General features: G+C 40.5%; 21 protein-coding genes. 14 read left to right on the top strand and 7 right to left on the bottom strand.

Annotation, left to right across the window (positions count from 1 at the left end; translation table 11 throughout):
* Nucleotides 1–321, bottom strand: a complete 321-nt coding sequence (locus AB3N61_RS01165; protein ID WP_020769877.1) for a (2Fe-2S) ferredoxin domain-containing protein — start codon at nt 319–321, stop codon at nt 1–3.
* Nucleotides 322–485: 164 nt separating this feature from the next.
* On the opposite strand from AB3N61_RS01165, the gene AB3N61_RS01160 reads away from it, so the two are divergent.
* A complete protein-coding gene (locus tag AB3N61_RS01160) occupies nt 486–959 on the top strand; it encodes an LIC13259/LIC11441 family protein (RefSeq protein WP_020769752.1) in 474 nt (157 codons plus the stop codon).
* Nucleotides 919–1947: a hypothetical protein gene (locus tag AB3N61_RS01155; protein ID WP_367898269.1), complete on the top strand. Its 1029-nt coding sequence runs from the start codon at nt 919–921 to the stop codon at nt 1945–1947. Before AB3N61_RS01160 ends, AB3N61_RS01155 begins: the two co-directional genes overlap by 41 nt.
* A 32-nt stretch (nt 1948–1979) precedes the next feature.
* On the opposite strand, the gene purF is transcribed toward AB3N61_RS01155, so the two are convergent.
* Nucleotides 1980–3446: an amidophosphoribosyltransferase gene (gene purF, locus AB3N61_RS01150; RefSeq protein ID WP_020769873.1), complete on the bottom strand. Its 1467-nt coding sequence runs from the start codon at nt 3444–3446 to the stop codon at nt 1980–1982.
* 40 nt (nt 3447–3486) lie between these two features.
* On the opposite strand from purF, the gene AB3N61_RS01145 reads away from it, so the two are divergent.
* From AB3N61_RS01145 to AB3N61_RS01090, 12 genes are all read left to right on the top strand, one after another.
* The gene (locus AB3N61_RS01145) at nt 3487–4656 is read left to right on the top strand and encodes a ribonuclease D (RefSeq protein ID WP_036089480.1); all 1170 of its coding nucleotides are present in this window, start codon (nt 3487–3489) and stop codon (nt 4654–4656) included.
* Complete coding sequence (locus AB3N61_RS01140; protein ID WP_020769734.1) at nt 4649–5293, top strand: NUDIX hydrolase; 645 nt, start codon at nt 4649–4651, stop codon at nt 5291–5293. Before AB3N61_RS01145 ends, AB3N61_RS01140 begins: the two co-directional genes overlap by 8 nt.
* 240 nt (nt 5294–5533) lie before the next feature.
* Nucleotides 5534–5710 carry an LIMLP_16695 family PerRB-regulated protein gene (locus AB3N61_RS01135; RefSeq protein WP_020769516.1) on the top strand — a complete coding sequence of 59 codons (177 nt, stop codon included), beginning with the start codon at nt 5534–5536 and terminating at the stop codon, nt 5708–5710.
* Complete coding sequence (locus tag AB3N61_RS01130; protein WP_020769432.1) at nt 5707–6099, top strand: hypothetical protein; 393 nt, start codon at nt 5707–5709, stop codon at nt 6097–6099. The genes AB3N61_RS01135 and AB3N61_RS01130 overlap by 4 nt, the downstream gene beginning before the upstream one ends.
* A gap of 36 nt (nt 6100–6135) precedes the next feature.
* Nucleotides 6136–6723, top strand: coding sequence for an RNA polymerase sigma factor (locus tag AB3N61_RS01125; protein ID WP_020769778.1), 588 nt, complete (start codon nt 6136–6138; stop codon nt 6721–6723).
* Entirely contained in the window at nt 6704–7072 is a 369-nt protein-coding gene (locus AB3N61_RS01120) for a hypothetical protein (protein WP_020769902.1), read from the top strand. The genes AB3N61_RS01125 and AB3N61_RS01120 overlap by 20 nt, the downstream gene beginning before the upstream one ends.
* Nucleotides 7069–7482 (top strand): hypothetical protein, encoded by a 414-nt coding sequence (locus tag AB3N61_RS01115; RefSeq protein WP_020769550.1) that lies wholly within the window; start codon nt 7069–7071, stop codon nt 7480–7482. Before AB3N61_RS01120 ends, AB3N61_RS01115 begins: the two co-directional genes overlap by 4 nt.
* A 240-nt stretch (nt 7483–7722) precedes the next feature.
* A complete protein-coding gene (locus tag AB3N61_RS01110; protein WP_008590830.1) occupies nt 7723–8427 on the top strand; it encodes a response regulator in 705 nt (234 codons plus the stop codon).
* Nucleotides 8417–9808: a HAMP domain-containing sensor histidine kinase gene (locus AB3N61_RS01105; protein WP_020769898.1), complete on the top strand. Its 1392-nt coding sequence runs from the start codon at nt 8417–8419 to the stop codon at nt 9806–9808. The genes AB3N61_RS01110 and AB3N61_RS01105 overlap by 11 nt, the downstream gene beginning before the upstream one ends.
* 129 nt (nt 9809–9937) lie before the next feature.
* Nucleotides 9938–11089 (top strand): bifunctional glutamate N-acetyltransferase/amino-acid acetyltransferase ArgJ, encoded by a 1152-nt coding sequence (gene argJ / locus AB3N61_RS01100; RefSeq protein ID WP_367898268.1) that lies wholly within the window; start codon nt 9938–9940, stop codon nt 11087–11089.
* 31 nt (nt 11090–11120) lie between these two features.
* Entirely contained in the window at nt 11121–12371 is a 1251-nt protein-coding gene (locus AB3N61_RS01095; protein WP_367898267.1) for a hypothetical protein, read from the top strand.
* Nucleotides 12368–14728, top strand: a complete 2361-nt coding sequence (locus tag AB3N61_RS01090; protein ID WP_020769823.1) for a PP2C family protein-serine/threonine phosphatase — start codon at nt 12368–12370, stop codon at nt 14726–14728. The genes AB3N61_RS01095 and AB3N61_RS01090 overlap by 4 nt, the downstream gene beginning before the upstream one ends.
* Before the next feature lie 420 nt (nt 14729–15148).
* Here AB3N61_RS01090 and AB3N61_RS01085 read toward each other — a convergent pair whose 3' ends face one another.
* From AB3N61_RS01085 to AB3N61_RS01065, 5 genes are all read right to left on the bottom strand, one after another.
* Nucleotides 15149–15799: a hypothetical protein gene (locus tag AB3N61_RS01085; RefSeq protein ID WP_020769600.1), complete on the bottom strand. Its 651-nt coding sequence runs from the start codon at nt 15797–15799 to the stop codon at nt 15149–15151.
* A gap of 16 nt (nt 15800–15815) precedes the next feature.
* Complete coding sequence (locus tag AB3N61_RS01080; protein WP_020769767.1) at nt 15816–16934, bottom strand: suppressor of fused domain protein; 1119 nt, start codon at nt 16932–16934, stop codon at nt 15816–15818.
* Nucleotides 16931–17185, bottom strand: coding sequence for a hypothetical protein (locus AB3N61_RS01075; protein ID WP_020769436.1), 255 nt, complete (start codon nt 17183–17185; stop codon nt 16931–16933). Before AB3N61_RS01075 ends, AB3N61_RS01080 begins: the two co-directional genes overlap by 4 nt.
* Nucleotides 17186–17537: 352 nt before the next feature.
* A complete protein-coding gene (locus AB3N61_RS01070; RefSeq protein ID WP_020769679.1) occupies nt 17538–17783 on the bottom strand; it encodes a hypothetical protein in 246 nt (81 codons plus the stop codon).
* A gap of 60 nt (nt 17784–17843) precedes the next feature.
* Nucleotides 17844–18164: a hypothetical protein gene (locus tag AB3N61_RS01065; RefSeq protein ID WP_367898266.1), complete on the bottom strand. Its 321-nt coding sequence runs from the start codon at nt 18162–18164 to the stop codon at nt 17844–17846.
* Between the last annotated feature and the right edge of the window lie 202 nt (nt 18165–18366).

The raw sequence follows: 18366 nt of genomic DNA, 5'->3' as shown, positions 1-18366 counted from the left end.
TCACTCTTCATCCTTTAACATCAGGTGCCGGATCGCTTCCGGTTTATTTTCTAGTATATAATTTTGAATGAATACTTCTGCTTCTTCCTGCGTCTTGATGGAGAACCAAAGTCCTTCCGGATAAGAAACCTGCACAGGACCCAACTCACAGCGATCCAAACATCCGGATTTTTGGATACGGATCTTACCTTTTAATCCGAGTTCTTGCGCTCTCCTTTTCATATAAGCGAGCAATTGAGGAGATCCTTTCGGACCACAAGAGGGCCTTTCTCCCTCCGCTCTGACATTCTCGCAGACAAAAACATGCTTATCAAAATACATTCGAGCCTTGCCTTTCCTCCTAGTTTCCTATATAGGCAAAAGCTTTGAACCCATTTTTTCGGAGATTAGTTTGAAGCTCTAACGGTTGCCAGAACCGAAAAAAGATTTTTTTATGGTCTTAGAACCTCGATTCCCGAGTATTTTACTCATATTTGGAGAATAATATGAAACGATCCGTAATACTAATTTTATTAACCTCATTCTTCATCTTCCTTTCCTTTTGCAAAAAGGAAGATAAGCCCGTATTAGAGACCGAAAAACCTCTCTTCGAAAAAGTTTTGTCGGAAAACGATAAAATAATCCAAAGTCTTTTAACAACGGAAGATATATCTCCCGATGTAAGCGGACTAATTTCTACCTTAAATTCTTTGGGAGAAGCAAAAGGAGGCTTAGAATCTTCCGCGTTAGAAATGAAGAATGTATTGGAAGGAGCAAAATCTTCCGACGTTAAAATATCATTCGAGGCATATTCCAAGTTCAGCGAAGTTTTAGCAAAAACTATGAAGGTCCACGGATTACAATCCGGAAGAAACCGTTTCTATTGTCCGATGGTCAAAAAGACATGGGTGTTTTCCGGTATGAAAATCCTGAACCCGTATGCTCCGGATATGCGTGATTGCGGTGATCTTATTCCCTAAAAATAAAAAACAACACGAAAGAACCTGTCTAGCTGGAGTCTCCGAATCCAAACCCTGTCCCGGAAATTGTAGGGACTTTTACAGGGAATCGAATTGGAATGATTCCGGTGAACAGGCTTGTTTTGCCTTCGAAAAATTAGAGAAATTTTTAGAAGGAGTCAACTCCTTCTCGGTCGGCGCAACTGCGTTCCAACAAGCTCCCGCAGATATTTTAGAAAACTTTTCCACTCGGTCCGAAATCGGTTTCGATCTAGTTAGATACTTTCTTTCTATCTCTTCTCCAGACCAGGTCATGTCCACAATCCTGGAGATGGACGATTCCTTACTGTATAGGATCGTAAAAGAAGACTTTAAAATATTCCAAAAACTTAAAAAAGAGAAGAAGATCTTTGGAACGGAAACCAACTTTTTGGATTCAAAAGCGGCCCAATTCTGGAACGGACTTCCTCCGAAAAGGATCTCGAAATTTATATTATTCTGCCTTAGGACCAAAAACGATAATATTTTTGCAGCCAGATTTTTAGGACTTATGCCGATCGAAACCCTTCTTATGCTTGGGGAATCCTTGGGATTAAGTAAAGCAGAAGAAGTAGAACTCTACAAAGGACTAGAAGAATCCTTGTACGAGTTCCCGATCCGATTCCCAGGGATCTATCCTCATCTACTGGAATTATTCTCCGAAGATCCCGAGATCAATATCATACTTTCCACGATGGAAGGACTTGTAGAAAGAAAGGAATCCCTTTTACGTGCAAGAGAAGAAGTCATCAAAATTATAGAAGAGTCGGACAAAAAGAATTCTCACCAAGAAGTATTAAATTATCTGAATACTTTGGATAAGGATGCTGCCTTGGAAATTTTAGGAATGTTAGAAGAGCAGAATCATATTGGATTTTCCGAAAAAAGCCTATTGTCCGCTTATATTAAAGGAGAAGAATCCGACTTTATCACCTTCGGAAGAAGGGCGCAAGTTTTCAAAGTAAAATAAAGATCTAAAAGCCGGCAATAAGGCGGAAACTTTTAGACCCTTTCTTCTACCTCGTATTCCTTGAATAAACTCTTTTGATTTCCCATATCGCTTTGGAATTCCACAGGGTAATCCGAGGTAAAACAAGCGTTGCAGAAACCTCCACCCCTATGTTCACTAACCGCTTTATGCATGGAATCGACTGATAGATAAGCGATAGAATCCACTCTCAAATACTTTCGGATCTCTTCGATCGTATGAGTAGCAGCGATCAATTCTTTATGGGTCGGAATGTCTATTCCGTAATAACAAGGAGAAATTGTAGGAGGAGCGGAAACTCTTAAGTGGATCTCGGTAGCACCCGCATTTCGGATCATCTTAATGATCTTTCGACTAGTGGTTCCTCGCATAATGGAATCGTCCACGATCACCACACGTTTTCCATCCACTACATTCTTCACTACATTGTACTTGATCTTAGCACCGAAGTCCCGGATTTTCTGGTCCGGTTCGATAAAAGTCCTACCCACATAGTGAGAACGGATCAGTCCCGATTGGAAAGGAATTCCGGAGGCTTCCGAATATCCCAAAGCTGCGATATTTGCAGAGTCCGGAACCGGGATCACGACGTCAGCTTCCACAGGAAGTTCTTGAGCAAGTTGGTTTCCGAGAGCCTTGCGGACCTTATACACCGACTCACCGAAAATATTGGAATCAGGTCTTGCGAAATAAATGTATTCGAAAATACAAAGAGCGGGTTTTGCAGGAGGGAAAGGATAGAAGGAGCGGGTTCCTGTTCTGTCCACAACGATCATCTCGCCCGGTTCCACATCTCTTTCGTAAGTGGTGTCCGTGATATCGAATGCACAGGTCTCGGACGCGAATACAATGGATCCATCCTCCCTTCTTCCCATGACCAAAGGACGGAAACCGTTTGGATCCCTTACGGCGATCAATTGGTTTTTGGTAAGAACGACTAGGGAATAAGCACCTCTTACTTTTTTCAAAGCGGAAGAAAGTGCGGAAAGTAGATCCGTCTCTCCGGAACGAGCCATCAGGTGGACGATCACTTCCGAATCGATTGTTGTTTGGAAGATGGAACCTTCTTTTTCCAATTGGGAACGAACTTCCCAGGAATTTACCAGGTTTCCGTTATGGGCCAAAGCAATCGGTCCTAAATGGGACTCGACTCTGAGAGGTTGAGCGTTCCTTAAGAAACTCGCACCGGTGGTAGAATAACGATTATGCCCGATAGCAGCGGTTCCGGTTAGTTCCCGGATTTTGCCTTCGGTAAAAATATTGGCTACTAATCCCATACCGGCGTAGCGGTAGAGATGTTCTCCATCGGAGGAAACGATCCCGCTCGATTCTTGGCCTCTGTGCTGCATGGAATACAGACCGAGGTAAGTAAAATTGGCCGCCTCTTGAGAATTAAAAATCCCGAAGATGGCACATTCTTCTTTTGGTTTGTCATCTCGGACTAGGGTCCGTAGACTGGACGTATTGGGAATCGAACTCATGGTCCCCCTTCCGACGCTAGTCTCCCAGGTCGCCTTTTAGATGCAAATACAATCCGATTATATTGTCGTAGACAACGTCCGAAGCCTACAGTTGGCATTGATTACTCTCTCTCAATCCGATTGCCTCTCAATTGATACGGAATCCAGCGGTTATTACACCTACTATTCCAAAGTTTGTCTCATCCAAATATCCTCTAAGGGTAAAAATTATATCTTTGACCCTATTCGTTTGGATGATCTCACCGGGTTAGGACCTCTATTCGAGAATCCCGGCATTCTAAAAATATTTCATTCCGCTTCGGACGATATCAAAGCCCTGAAAAGAGACTTCGGTTTCAAGTTTATCAACATCGCTGACACGATGTTCAGCTCTCGTTTATTAGACTTAGAACAGAACTCTTTGTTGTATCTTGTGGAACATTACCACAAGGTCAAACTCTCCAAGAAGGAGCAAAAATCCAACTGGGAAAAGCGGCCTCTGGAAAAAAGTCAGCTCCAATATGCCGCCTTGGATACGGTTTACCTAGAATCCATTTGGGACAGAATGAGAGAAGAACTCGGAAAACGGAAATTGTTAGACGAAGCGCTTTCGGAGTTCGTTAAGATCGCGGAAGAAGAGCCTGAACCTTTCGAGGGATTTTCCATCAATTTGGAAAAATTCCCAAATGTATTAGAATTGAGTTCCGACGAAAGAAGGGCACTTCACGATACTCTAGGCTTTAGAGATGAGAAGGCTAAAAAATTAAACAAAGCTCCTTTCCGAGTTTGGAATAACGATAAGGTTTTGGAATTAGTCAAGGCCAGAGGAGAATTGAATAAACTTATAGACATTGTAGGCAAAAAAGACGCCGAAAATTTATACCAGGTTTATAAAAATCCAAGCGGCCCTCCTATCCAAAAGAACGATCTATTCAAAAGATCCATCGAGGATCTGACAGGGGAAGAAGCGGACAGATTCAAAAGATTAAGGCAATGGAGAGAAACAATCATGTCCATTCGCCGGATGGGTCACAACTTGATGCCGTCTAATAAGAATATCGCGGAGATTGCAAAAAAAAATCCTAAGTCCATCGAAGAGTTAAGAGAGCTTGGAATCTTTTCCAACTGGAAAGTGGAAAATTACGGACCTTCTCTTTTGGCAGCAATCCAATCCAAACCGTACGAGACCACTTTGTCCGGTTTGGTCCCGATCAAAAAGAAATTTGATTAGATTAGAATTAGATACACTAAAAAAGAAACTTCCCTTTCTTCCGGAAGGAGAACCGAATTTGCCGGAGGATGTGGCCCATTCTTCCGTAGTCATGCCCGTATTCCAGAAAAATGGGCAAGACGGATTCCTTCTCCAAAAAAGAAATCCGAACCTTGCTTCTCATCCGGGACAGATCTCTTTCCCTGGTGGAGTAAAAGATCCGGATGACAAAGATCTTTTATTCACTGCCCTCAGAGAATGGGAAGAAGAAATGGGAGCTCCTAATCAGGAATTATCCGTGATCGGAAATTATAGAGGGCAACTTACACATACCGGTTTTCATATCACTCCCTTCTTGGCAAAATATTCGGGGGATTTCAAATTCGAATTCAACCCGGAAGAGGTAGAAAAGATCATCATACTGGAACTAGACAGACTTTGGGAAGCTCCGTTTTACAGTATCAAGGGAAGAAGAAAACCCGACTCACCTTTGTTGGAAGTTTTTTACTTTGATATAGACGAAGGACTTTTATGGGGAGCCACTGCAAGGATCATAGTGGATTTCTTAAGGGAACATGCGGGTTTCGATCGTTCTCCCATTTTAAGAGCTCCCAACCTGAATTCTGCGCCGTTCTTGGACGTGAAAAAGTCCGAATAGTTTCCGCAAAAACCTAAGATCCAAGTTTTTTGATTTTTCTTTCTTTCTATTTTTTTGTCTTATCTTCCGATTTTTCTTCTAACCCTTACGTCTCTAAAAAATGTAGTCCTACGAGGTTTTCCACTTTAGGGATCCCAAAAGTGGACCGAAATTATATACGACATAATTTAAAATCCTTTTACCGGGAGTTTTAAAGTTCGTATTCGAACTTCAAAAGGCATTTTACATAGGAGAATTCCAATGAGCAAATTTAAGGATCTTTTTAATTCCGACATCCGCACAAGTTATCTAAAAGAAAGCTGGAAAGAAGAGGACTGGTACGAGTCTCTTGCAGGCCGACCTGGCATTGAACAAAAAATCCCTTACTTCAAGAAGGGAGAAACTTCTTCATTGAAGGTGGCGGTTCTTAGCAGATGACACCGGAAGAAAAGGAAGCCCTCTTTCGTAGTTTAGAAGAAATCAGGATTGCCATCCAAGCAAGTCACTTGGGTGGAGAATACAAAGCGATCCTGTACAGTATTCCGATCGTGGGGATCATCTTCGGATGGTTATTATTATTCTTCCTATTCTTTTGGTGGTATCGTCAAAGAATGGCGATCATCAAAGCAGGTCTTTATCAAAAAGAAAAGTTCGATCTGCGTCTTTATTCTTTCTTCTTAGGTCTAATCCTCACATTTGTCGGAGTAGCGTTATCCGTTACTTTCATTTTAGTATTAGGAAAATCTTTAGCGATGCTCGGGGGATTAGTCCCTCTCGGGACGGGCTTAGGTCTTCTATGTTATTATAAATGGTCTCCTAGAAAGTGAATCGGTCATTCCCGGATTAGGTTTATTATTAATCCCATGAAACCGGAAGAACCCATCCTATGCGATCCGGAGGATTGGGCCAATATTCAAAAAGTTCTAGCCGGAGATTTCGAATCATTCGAACAACTCGTATTGAAGTACGAGGCAATGGTTTATTCACAGGCAAAAAAAGCGTTCCGTAATGAAGCGGAAGCGGAAGACTTTACGCAGGACGTTTTTCTAAAAGCGTTCGAAGGACTATCTACATTCAGAGGAAAGTCCAAATTTTCCACTTGGATCTTCTCCATAGCAAGAAACGAGATCATTCGCCGATACCGAAAGGAACATCCGGAGATTGATGCTCCCGTAGATACTTTATCCAGCGGGAAGTTAGGGGATAATTTCTCCTCTCAAGAATCCGAAGTACTCGAAAAAGAAACCACGGAAAAGATCAGGTCCCTAGTGGATAAATTGCCTGAACTTTATCGGAAACCTATATCATTACACTACTTCGAGAATATGTCCTATAAAGATATCTCCGAAAATTTAAACTTGAAAATGAACACTTTAAAGAGTTATATATTTCGAGGGAAAGAAATCCTACGCGATTGGCTGAAAAAAGACGATGAGCACGGAAAAAGATAAACTTCCCGACGAGTTGCGGGAACAATTGGATTTTTTTGTTAAACCTCCGGAAGGCAGGGTGAACGATGATGTACCACCCATGCTTAAGAAAAAAGTAATGCTTCATTTGATCCATCTGAAGCATATCCGGCTCATTCTGATCACAATTTTGATCTTGGCGTTTTCTCCTCTTACCGCTCTTCTGTTTACGGATTGGAATTTTCTCTTCCAAACGGGACTTTTACATGCGATTTTAGCGACTAGCGGCTTTTTGTTCCTGCTTTTTGCGGTCCTAATAGGGATTTATCTTGTGCAAAATAAGAGTCCTTATACCAAGGAATGGAAAAACAAGTTAGGATTCGACGAATGAAATATTTCAATTTTGGGATCATTCTTTCTTTACTGCTTACCTTAGGAAGCCAAATCTCCGCGCAAGAAAATCTGCCGGAGACCAAACTCACTGCAAAAGAATTCTTAGAAATGAAATTAGACTCCGTCTTTCCGCTCATTCAAAACATGAGCAAACAAGAAGCAGATGTTCTGATCACCCAGATCAGGGAAGAAGCCAGAAAATCCTGGGCCCAATCCGATAATTATTTTTTCTTAGTCGAACACCTAACTACGATCAAAGCAATCGAAGAAGAACAAAGTAGACTGAAAGGACTTCTCTGGGTCTATGTTTTGGGCCTGGGTTTATTTTCCGGATTTGTTATTTATGTCCTCTTCCGTCAAAGAAAGCTGATCAACGAGTTAAATGAAATGATTCAGGATAAAGACTGAACGAAAATCCTGTCTAAAGTATAGCTCGGAAAAGGAACATATTCCTTTTTGTTTACTGGTTGTCATAAGATTAAGCGCGGAATATTCTTTTTCCGGCGATTGTAATGTTTGTGTAAACCTTTTGTAACGGTTTTCTGACAATCTAATGGGATGGAACCTATCCAAATCCAAGGATCCTCCACCCCGACGACTAACGATAAAAATCCTCCGAGGCGTAGGAGAAAGAGCTTCAGCGAATTTATGAAAAATGCTTCCGGCAGCCCAGGCCAAAAAATCCTCGTAGTAGATGACGAAGAGGATATTGCAGAACTGATCAAATTTCATTTAGAAGAAAACGGTTACCAAGTGGACACCTGCCAAAACGGTTTAGAGGTGCTTCCAAGGATCGAAAAAAATCTGCCTGATTTGGTAGTATTGGATCTAATGCTCCCCGGTATCGGTGGAATGGATCTTTGTAAAAGGATCAAAGAAAAATATTCTCTGCCGATCATCATGGTTACCGCAAAATCAGGAGAGACCGATGCCGTTTTAGGACTGGAACTCGGTGCGGACGACTATGTTAGAAAACCGTTCTCCACTAGAGAACTTATAGCAAGAGTCCGTTCCGTATTGAGAAGATCCGGAGAAGGAGAAGACGAGCAAGACCAAGAAGGAAACATTACGGTCGGTAAAATTTTCCTAAATCCTAAAGCTCATAAAGTATTCATCAACAACGAAGAAATCGATCTTACATTGATCGAGTACAAGATACTCTATCTGTTTATGACCAACACAGGTGTCGCCTTTACCAGAGATAAACTTTTAGATAAGGTTTGGGGAAAGGATATTTACGTGACGGATCGAGCCGTGGATGTTAATATCAAAAGACTCCGGGACAAACTAGGAGAAGAGAAGGAGAGGTTGGAAACCATCCGCGGGATCGGTTACAGATTCAATGAGGCGTAGCTTATTTTCTAAACTACTCTTAAGTAACTGGCTTCTACTTGTTTTCCTCATGGCTGTCGCGGGGATTGTCCTTTTTTTAGAGGATCTAATCCATCCTGACTTAAAAATACTTTTATTCTCCGCTTATATACTATTAGCCATGTTCGGGACTTTTTACATGTCCTTCTCCATTGCAAGAAGTGTAACTCAAACGCTCAACCAGATCGAAATGAAAACGGGAGAGATCAACGCAGGAGATTTCGGCTCCGAGTTGAGTCTTCCGGATATCCAAGAGTTAGCGGATCTTGCAGTCTCCATCAATCTGATGTCAGGACGTTTAAAACACCAATTCGTTGACCTTACTATCGAAAAGGAAAAGTTCGACTCAGTATTACAAAATTTGAAAGAAGGTGTTTTCTCCGTAGATCTGGAAGGTTCGATCGTTTTTCAAAACAGAAGTATTCCCGGTTCTTTGATAGAACCTAATTCGGGTTCCCGAAAGGTAGAAGACGCGGTCAAAGATCCAAGACTACTGGACTTTATTAAAAAGAATCTCTCCGGAAAGGGAGAACCTAAAACGGAACTGGATCTTAGTCAAAATTTTTACGCGATCAAAATGTATCCTCTTAGAACGAACGGAAATATCCTGATGTTCATAGGAGTCATACGGAACATCACGGAAGAAAAACAATCTTACTTAATACGGGAACAGTTCGTACAGAACGCTTCTCATGAATTAAAAACTCCCATCACTTCCATCAAAGGTTATACGGAAACATTACTCGGCCGTTTAAAACTTTTAGAAGAAAGTCACGAAAAAAGATTTTTAGATGCGATCTCTCGCAACACGGACAGAATGGTTCGGATCGTAGAAGACATGCTTACGATCACTAGGATCGAAAATCAAAGTGCGATCGCACAACCTGAGGAATTTACCTTAAAATCACTGGTAGAAAATCTTTCCTTCACTGTGGACGGCGTCATTTCTCCCAAAGGGCAAAAGCTCGTAGTGGAAATGCCTTCCTCTCTAACAATCTCTGCTGACTGGGTTCTCTTGGAGCATATGCTCTTAAATTTGATCTCGAATGCGTCTTCGTATTCTCCGGATGATAAAACAATCACTCTGAAGATCACAAAGGTGGAACCTGACTCGGTGAATTTCCAGGTAATCGACCAGGGGATCGGGATCAAGGACGAGGATAAGGAAAGGATTTTTGAAAGATTCTTCCGAGTGGATAAGAACAGATCCAGAAAAGAAGGCGGAACAGGCCTCGGACTTTCTATCGTGAAACATATTGTTAGATTACATCACGGTTCTGTCAAAGTTTTCGATAACCCGGAAGGTGGGACAATCTTCTCCGTAACTCTTCCGTTAGTGTATTCCGAAATTTCCGAAGTTTGAAATCCGTGCTTTAGCTCGTAATACGCTTTTCCTAAAACAGCCCCAAAGCGATTATAGAGATTCTATATATAAAAATCGGTACTGCAATTCGCATTGCCGAGATCCCGGACCATCGGTCGAGGTTAGAACATGGATTATCCCAAGGGTTTTTTTTCATTCGGTACAAATATAGGTATTAAGGACAAGACGAAAGATTTCGGAGTGATCTATTCCGAAACACCCTGCAAGGCAGCTGCGGTATTTACTAAAAATAATTTTCCGGGCGCTCCAGTCATCGTAGGTAGAGAGCATATCCGAGACGGAATTCTACAAGCTGTAGTCATCAATTCTAAAAACTCGAATGTTGCAACCGGAGAAAAAGGGATCTCCAACTCCAGACAGATCTGTTCCGAGATCGCAAAGTCTCTCGGTATCGCCGAAACTTCCGTACTACCTTCTTCCACAGGAGTGATTGGAGTTCCGCTTCCAATGCAGGTTATTCTTCCGGCATGTGTCCAAGCAAAATCGAATTTAAAACCGGGTAATCTGGAAGAAGTAGCTGAAGCCATCATGACCACTGATACTCGCAGAAAAATTTCCGTAAGAAAGATCAAATCTTCTAACGGAGAAGCAGTGATTTTCGGTATGGCAAAAGGGGCGGGAATGATTGAGCCGAATATGGCGACTATGCTTTCTTATATTCTCACAGACGCGCAGATCGAAGGTGATGTTTATCCGATCCTGAAAGATTGTGTGGATCTAAGTTTTAACTGTATCACGATCGATTCCGATACTTCTACATCCGATACTGTCGCTTTACTTAGCAATGGTCTTGCAGGCCAAGTGGACGCTAAAGAATTCAGATCAGCGCTTTTGGAAATATGTACCGACCTTGCCAAAGAAGTGGCAAGAGATGGAGAAGGTGCTACCAAATTGATAGAAGTCCGTATCAAAAAATCCAAAGATGAGTCCCAAGCCAGAAAGATCGGAAAATCCATCCTGAATTCTCCCTTGATCAAGACCGCAATTTACGGTGGAGATCCGAATTGGGGAAGAATGGTTATGGCGGTCGGAAAAGTTTTTGACGAACCTATCCCTTTCGACTCTTTGGAAATTTATTTCGGAGGACTTCCGGTCAAGGGTGCAGACTCGGAAACTCTCAAAAAATTATCGGACTATCTAAAAAAGAATTCCGAGATCTTTGTCGATGTGATATTGAATACCGGAAACAAAGAGATGGTGTTCTGGGGATGCGACCTGACCGAGGGTTACGTGAAGGAAAACGCATACTACACAACCTAAGTTTGTCGAATCCGTATCGAATCCCTGAAACGTGAAGACCTATTTTTCCGATCTACGACTTATCTCTTCGGTTATCACTGTAACCGTACGATTACTTTCCGTATTCGTAATCCTAGGTTTGTATGAACTCAGCATTTATCTTCTTCCTAAAGAAATTGAATACGTAAGCGAGATCGCAGTCCTAACCTGTTTGGTATTCGGCGTTTTCGCGATACTACCTATCCAAGAAAAAATTTCAGGTTTCTTAAAGTCCACATTCGTTTCAGAATATTTAAGCGACGATCCGGGTTCTTCCAGATTAGCTCACAGAAGATTTGATTCGGAAGGACTGATTAAAAACGTATTTCCCGAACTAGTAAGATTGACCAATAGTAATTTTGGAAAATTAGCTATTTTAAAGAACGATTTAGTCCATTACGAATTATATACTTATGCGCACAAAAAACAAAGAAAGGTAAATACTCTCGAAGGAATCAATCCTAGAGCGGCCCTTCTTACTTATATCCTGAACAAAAGATCCGGAGCCATGATCGGAGAACCGGACCAAAATAAAATTATCAACGAAGACTTTGTAAGTTTAAGAGCGAATTTCATTCTGCCTTTCGTATTCCGAGAAAAACTTTTCGGCTTTTTAGCCGTTTCTAATATTCCAAAAGACAATGTACGACATGAACTCGGTTTTTTGGCGGGAAAATGTGCATTAGCGGTCCATAATCAGATCCTATCTTCGCAGATCGCAGAAAATAAAAAATACAGAAAAGAATTGGAGAATGCGGGTAAGATCCGTAAGTTTTTGGAATCTCCCGAACCGCCTATGGTGGGAGATATCAAAATAGATCTATTATCCAGAGAACCTGGAGAACTTTTAGAGTTTTTTCAAAGCCCTTCGGGTGATTTTTATTTCGTATTCTTGCGCCTAAGTGTAACCAACGCCGTTTCCGTTTTAGCACTTTGCTATATATTGGGAACCTTATATTCTTCCAGATTAAACGGAGAATTAAAGAACATTCTTCAGATCAAATCCTTAGTTGAAGACAACTTAAAAGAGATCTCATGGACTGAAAGGTACGATCTCGCGGTAGGAATGGTCGCAAAGGAAACCGGTAAGATCTCCCTTAGATTCGTGGGTAAAAAATTTAAATTGTTCGATGCCTCCAAACCTGATCGAAACTTGGCATCCATCGGATGGGAGAATATAGAAACTCCCGGAAAAGATGCGCTCTTTTTAACTTGGAATGATCGTAATATTATTTCTTTCCAACACTTGGGGATACAACCGTGAGAAATATTCTAATCGTATTTCTTTCCGTGATCCTATTCAGCTTGATCCTGTTTTCAGGATTATTGAACTCGTATTCAAAAGAAGCAAGACTTCCTTTTTATTTTTATCCGAACGGAAAGATCGCGGTTTCGAGTGGATCTCATACGGATCTAGTCGGGATGAGAATAGACCTGATCGAATACGAGATCGTTCGAAAACTCGGAAAGGATTACGGATTATCCGGACACTCGTTCCATTTTTTTGCGAAAGAAGGAAGTATGGTCAAAAGCCTTTCCTTAGATATGAGGTCCTCCTTCGAAGTGCTGAAGGACTTTTTACCCGATATATTTTTATCTTTATTATACTTTTTAGTGGCGATCTGGTTTTTCTTTTATACCAGAGACTTATATATTTTCTTGTTATTCGGATCCCTATCCTCCTTATTCTTATTTAACTTTTTCTTATTAGCGTTCCATGATTTTCTTTTTCCGTTCTTTTTCTTCTTATACTTTACCGGATTTTTGATCTTAGATGTTTCCTTTAGATTAAGAGGAAAAGAGATCCCTTCCAGATGGTTCGCTCCCCAAGTAATTTTTTCCTTGGTCGCAGGATTTGTCGGACTCTCCCAAAAGGAAAATCCGGATCTGTTCCAATTCTTGTCCGTGAACGGAATTTACTTCAACGTATTTTCCTCTGGAATTTGTATCTTGCAGTTGGTATTCCATACTTTTAGGAATAAAGGGAACTTTCAGGAAGTTTCCAAAAAATTAAGCATAGTACTAGCATTTTTCTTAATTACGATCGTTCCTTTTTTAATGGCCGAGTTAGGAGCCACAAAAAGTTTTTTCATGATCCGTCCGTATCTGATAGTGGCTCTGATATTATTCCCCGTTCTGATCATATTCGGGACTTACACATATTCATTGGTTCCGGTACAGATTGCGTTCAGTTCATCCTTAACTTCTATCTATTCCATCTTGATCTTAACCTTCGGATATTTGTTCGGTCTGGAGTTTTTTGTAAGATGGAACCCGGGATTTTTAGGAAAGCATCAAAGAGAATGGAATTTGTTCTACGTAGTTGTATCCGCTTACTTTTTAGGTTCACTGAACAACAAATTGTATAAGTGGATAGATTATTGGAGTTTTAGGAATAATCCAAAACTTCATACCGCATTGGAAGAATTATCCGTAATGATCGGTGCTCCAATTTCTATGAGAGCCACCATCAATAATCTAATTCGCAGGCTTGTAGACGCGTTAGAGGTAAAAAAACTCCAAATACTCATCCCAGCGGATAAATTTTCCGGAACCGATCTAAGAAATATCAACTTCATTCGAATTCCCTATGGATCCGAAATTTGGACGTATTTCGAAAATCATACCGAAGTTACCATTACTTCTCACCTTGCTTATGGATTAGGTATAAGGGAATCCGTTTTCAAATTTTTAAACCAGATGGAAGTCCAATTAGCCTATCCTTTATTCAATTTTGAAAAAGGGAAAGAGGTTATCGCAGTATTTTTGGTTGGAGAGAAGATCAATCGTAAGAATTTCACTCTGGGAGAACTAAGATTCTTAAAAGAATGTACAAGATTAGCATCCTTACTCATCCGAAACTATTCACTACTTGTGGATGAAGTGGAGAAGAAAAGGATCGTTCGCGACCTGAATATGGCGGCAGTCTTGGATAAAACTCTTCATTTACCGGAGTTAGAAACGATAAAATCGGTCGAATTGGGCTATTTTACGCTTCCTGCAGTCGGAATTTCAGGTGATTACCTAGATATTCTCAAACTTTCTCCTAAAAAGCAGTTATTGTTCTTAGGAGATGTTTCAGGACATGGACTTGGGTCAGGTTATCTAGTTTCTGCAGTAAGAGGAATTATTCGCCGTCAATTGGGCAATTCTTCCTCTCTTCCGGATATTTTTAGAGCGATTAACTTGTTCTTGATAGAGAGATATAGAGGAAGTGAATTCATGACTTCTATCGCAGGGATATATAACGCTAGCGATGGAGCATTCTCTTTCGTGAATGCAGGTCATACTCCACCGATTTGTATTCGAAAGAATGGAAAAATCGAACTTAGAAACGAAACTCAAAGAGTATTAGGTGTTCTACCAACCGATTATAGAATCTTAACTATTCATTTGAATCCCGGAGATAAATTAGTTTTGTTCACCGACGGAGTGACGGAAACGTTTGATGATAACGAAGAAATCTTCGGAGAAGAGAATCTTTTAAGAATATTATCCTTAAATCACGATAAAGACGCCCAATCATTAGCTGACCTTATCAAAAAAACGCTAGAAGAGTTTAGAAATTATAAAGAACCTAGCGATGATATCTCTTTTGTTTGTCTAGAAGTTTCCGAATAAGTATCACTTAGTGTGAAATCAACTTATTAAAATTTTTTTCCTAAAATTAATTAAAATACTTTACAATGAAAAGTAAATTGCTTAATTATGTCACTATCCAAGAGCTTTCTTGATCCTTCATATTATATGACGGGCAATAAAGTTTCTAATATATGGAGGACGTCAATGGTTGCAAAAAAGAAAGCAGTCAAGAAAGCAGCTAAGAAAAAAGTAGCAAAGAAAAAAGCTGCTAAGAAGAAAGTTGCGAAAAAGAAATAACTAACTTCAACAACATCTCTTCCATATTAGTTTATGGAAGAAATGAAGCTTAAAACCCGCTTCTTTGAGGCGGGTTTTTTCTTTTATAACCCTTCTTTATTAGTATTTTCCGATTTTCTAACGGGATCTGTTGTAAAAATACAACACTTTAGGTACGAGCACTTAAAGATTTAGATATTTAAGGACGTCTTTCATCTCATCTCTGAAGTCCGGCAGTGCATTTCCATAATTTTTAACGAGCTTAGCCTCTCCTTCTTCCGAAATTTCGAATAATCTATACTCTTTTTCCGTATTGGGGGAGTTCTCTAATTTAAAAAACTTCACTGCGCGCTTGCTATAACGGTTATAAGCAGTGAATTTATGGTAATAGAAACCTTCTTTCTTAGAATTTACAGGATAAGGAAGGTAATATTCCGCTCCTAAAACTAAAATATTCGGAGTAACCACCGCCATTCTAGTCCAAGTTGCGAGATTTAAGGGATAATTCTCTTCTAGATAAGCCTTTTTGTGGTTCTTTTCCCAAACACTTAATATCTTTCTTCGGCTTTCATCCGCTTGTTTATATCTTTCCAGTCCATTTAAACAGATTTCCATTAAGGAAAGTAACTGCAAAGACTCGGAATTGGATGATTGAAGTTCTTTTTGGACTAGTTTTTTAGCGGAAATAAAGTCCTGAGAGTATATATTCTCCCAAATTTTTTCGATATTCGCCCCAGAACTCTTCTCTTGAGCGTTTAAGTTTATGTTTAGAAAGCTAAATGCTAAGATTATACCGAAAAGAATTAAATTTTGTTTTGAGATAAAGGTCTTCATTCCAAAAACTTTTAGATCAGATCGTGGATTGTCTTTCGGGATTATGAATCCACTTGGATTGAGTAGAATCCAATAAGGAAAAGAACTCTTCTGCGCCCTTTTCTTCTATAAAGACCCTTTCCTCCTCGGAAACAGGAATTAAAGCCAGAAATTTGATCGGATTTCCTCTTTCGGACTTAAGATCCGTCAATTCAGGGAATCCTTCTTCCTTTCCGATCTCTCTTATTACAAGAGAACTAAAACTTAAGTACAAAGCTTCCGGATCTCTTCTACTCATCGCGATCGAATGTCCATGGCCAAACCATTTGCTCATAACCCAAGGATAACGAATGATCTCACCGATCTGATGAGGCACCCAGCTTTCGGACCTATCCTCGTCTGAAACTTTTACGGCACAGATTAACTCTACTCTCGCATAGTTTTCATAATCTTTTCTATATAATTCGACTGAAGGAAGGTTTTGTGCACTCATTCCAATGGTAGAATATACATAAACTCCCGGCATGTTTTTGGGAGCAAACCTTACGATCCCTAGCTGAGGGTATTTACCGCCGTCAGCAGACCAATACTTATCATGTTTACCGAATACGTATTCTAGATAAGCAAGTCTGGACTCTTGTATATTCTTCCAAATTCCTTTGGTAGATCTGTATTCCCAAAAACTTCGGTCTTGGTTGATACGATCCGGGATTACTCCAAACTCTGTATTTCCTAAAGGATAGGCAGTGATCGTATCCGCTTTTGCAAATTTTGAATATCCATGGAATCCTTTAATGCCCGACCAAGGAGGAAGATATGCAATCAGCTCTTCTTTATAAAATAAAGAGACTCCGTTTCCTTCTTCCGACCAGATAAAATGGATCTCTTTAGGATCGAACTCAGGTTGGCCTTTAGGATCGGTAACTTCCTCTTCCGTTAAGAATGGCGCAAGGCCTGATCTTAGATCGGCATCTGTCCTTGTTTTAGGTGCATCTATACGATTGCATACCCAAACGGATTTGATCGCAAAGTCCGGACTTTCTTCCGCTTGTAAATACAGATAAACGGTCCTTCCGTCGTCTTCCAAAAACGCGGTCAAGGATCCGTAAGGATTTGCTTCTTGGTATAAAATATTAGGTTCAGCAGTTTGGTTCATTTAATAGGAATGTCCACGATCCTAGAATTAAATTCGTCCAGACGGTTCTGGATCTTCTTCTCCATATCCTTTTCGAAAAGTATATCGGGAAAATAGGCGCTGGCGTTTAAAAGACCTGTCAACTCCACCTGATCCCATTTTTGGTAAGTCCTTAAGCTGTCCCAAACCAGAACGGGAATACGCTCCCCTTCTTTTTTACATTTTACGAAGGTATCTATCGCTTTGATAGGTGTGAGTAATTTGTTCTTCATAGAAGTTGAAATCCGCCCAAGGCCATTATCCCTGGTATCCGGAAGGATTCAAGTCGGTTCCAACATTAAAGAGGCGAGAAAAACGAAGGCCGGCGCATCCTTTCGCCCGGCACTTGGACCGTAGGTTAACGGTGAAGGAAGTTACGTAAAGGTTCTACAAAAACCTTTTCTCGGGTCTTTCTTTCCTTATATTGTTCGAAAAGAATCAAGAAAAGGGCTGTTGCTAAAAACATCGTTTCCATATTAATTTCGACGGACATAAATACGGAATCCCACCTTGTTTGAGCGAGGTTTTTGGAAAAAAATTTCCGTATCAATCGAAAATTTATCCTGAGAGGCAGGGAAATAATGATCAGGATAAGGCTTCTTTTGCGGCTTCTTTCAATTGTTTGATCAATCTGGTTCTGAGCTTGGCTGGAATTTTAGTGGAGATTTCTAAGGTCTGAACGAATATTTCGGCGGCCAGATCCACCATTTCGCTCATTTTTACGTCGTTATCCCTAGGGATACGCACATTTTTTGTCCCGGTAGAAGAGGATTTTGCCCGTTTAACTACCTTCTTCTTAGGTAAGGGTTTCTTTTTCTTTTTTTGGACCATTGTTACTGAGTGCTTCGGGTCCGTACCTTATCTTCTCCCGATTCGTATTCTACTCGGATTTTATTCCTTTTCTAAAAAAATTCCGAGTACTCTATAACTATCCAAACGATCCATAGATAAACTTTTACTTCCGGGTCTGTCGGATATAGGCCTTTCGGTAGAGATTAAAACTTCTTCTCCTCTTTGCCATTTACCTTCCGATTCGGAGACATAGAAAAATTTGGAATATTTTCGTAGGTCCAAACATTCTTCCACCGTTTCCCAGTGCGCATAAAGGGAACGGGTCTCTTCTGTATGTTTGGAATCAGGCACTAAGATCCTTTCTTTTCCAAGAAAGGTCCTAACTTCTCCAGTTCGAATGTTCTCCGCAGTGATAAACAAGAATATCGTCCCCTACATCTAAATCAAATCACGGAAACGGTTCTCGCATTTTCTTTTCAGATTTCCGGTTTTATCCGGGAGTTATACGGCCTCAACCATTAGACTGTAATTTTGACCGCCTTGTTTTTAGTTCTACTTCTGATCCAACGCCGCTTTCGCATTCCGAGAAAAAATCTGACGGAAGGGAATCGGAACGTATTTC

It is taken from the genome of Leptospira sp. WS58.C1 (assembly GCF_040833995.1).
Lineage (GTDB): Bacteria > Spirochaetota > Leptospiria > Leptospirales > Leptospiraceae > Leptospira_B > Leptospira_B cinconiae.
Note: the sequence above shows the minus strand (reverse complement) of the source record. Positions and strands in the feature narration are given on the sequence as shown.

Excerpts from the sequence above, each read along its gene's own strand:
- AB3N61_RS01165 (WP_020769877.1), bottom strand. The coding sequence starts at position 321 with ATGTATTTTGATAAGCATGTTTTTGTCTGCGAGAATGTCAGAGCGGAG.
- AB3N61_RS01160 (WP_020769752.1), top strand. The coding sequence starts at position 486 with ATGAAACGATCCGTAATACTAATTTTATTAACCTCATTCTTCATCTTC.
- AB3N61_RS01155 (WP_367898269.1), top strand. The coding sequence starts at position 919 with ATGCTCCGGATATGCGTGATTGCGGTGATCTTATTCCCTAAAAATAAA.
- purF (WP_020769873.1), bottom strand. The coding sequence starts at position 3,446 with ATGAGTTCGATTCCCAATACGTCCAGTCTACGGACCCTAGTCCGAGAT.
- AB3N61_RS01145 (WP_036089480.1), top strand. The coding sequence starts at position 3,487 with ATGCAAATACAATCCGATTATATTGTCGTAGACAACGTCCGAAGCCTA.
- AB3N61_RS01135 (WP_020769516.1), top strand. The coding sequence starts at position 5,534 with ATGAGCAAATTTAAGGATCTTTTTAATTCCGACATCCGCACAAGTTAT.
- AB3N61_RS01130 (WP_020769432.1), top strand. The coding sequence starts at position 5,707 with ATGACACCGGAAGAAAAGGAAGCCCTCTTTCGTAGTTTAGAAGAAATC.
- AB3N61_RS01125 (WP_020769778.1), top strand. The coding sequence starts at position 6,136 with ATGAAACCGGAAGAACCCATCCTATGCGATCCGGAGGATTGGGCCAAT.
- AB3N61_RS01120 (WP_020769902.1), top strand. The coding sequence starts at position 6,704 with ATGAGCACGGAAAAAGATAAACTTCCCGACGAGTTGCGGGAACAATTG.
- AB3N61_RS01115 (WP_020769550.1), top strand. The coding sequence starts at position 7,069 with ATGAAATATTTCAATTTTGGGATCATTCTTTCTTTACTGCTTACCTTA.
- AB3N61_RS01110 (WP_008590830.1), top strand. The coding sequence starts at position 7,723 with ATGAAAAATGCTTCCGGCAGCCCAGGCCAAAAAATCCTCGTAGTAGAT.
- AB3N61_RS01105 (WP_020769898.1), top strand. The coding sequence starts at position 8,417 with ATGAGGCGTAGCTTATTTTCTAAACTACTCTTAAGTAACTGGCTTCTA.
- argJ (WP_367898268.1), top strand. The coding sequence starts at position 9,938 with ATGGATTATCCCAAGGGTTTTTTTTCATTCGGTACAAATATAGGTATT.
- AB3N61_RS01085 (WP_020769600.1), bottom strand. The coding sequence starts at position 15,799 with ATGAAGACCTTTATCTCAAAACAAAATTTAATTCTTTTCGGTATAATC.
- AB3N61_RS01080 (WP_020769767.1), bottom strand. The coding sequence starts at position 16,934 with ATGAACCAAACTGCTGAACCTAATATTTTATACCAAGAAGCAAATCCT.
- AB3N61_RS01075 (WP_020769436.1), bottom strand. The coding sequence starts at position 17,185 with ATGAAGAACAAATTACTCACACCTATCAAAGCGATAGATACCTTCGTA.
- AB3N61_RS01070 (WP_020769679.1), bottom strand. The coding sequence starts at position 17,783 with ATGGTCCAAAAAAAGAAAAAGAAACCCTTACCTAAGAAGAAGGTAGTT.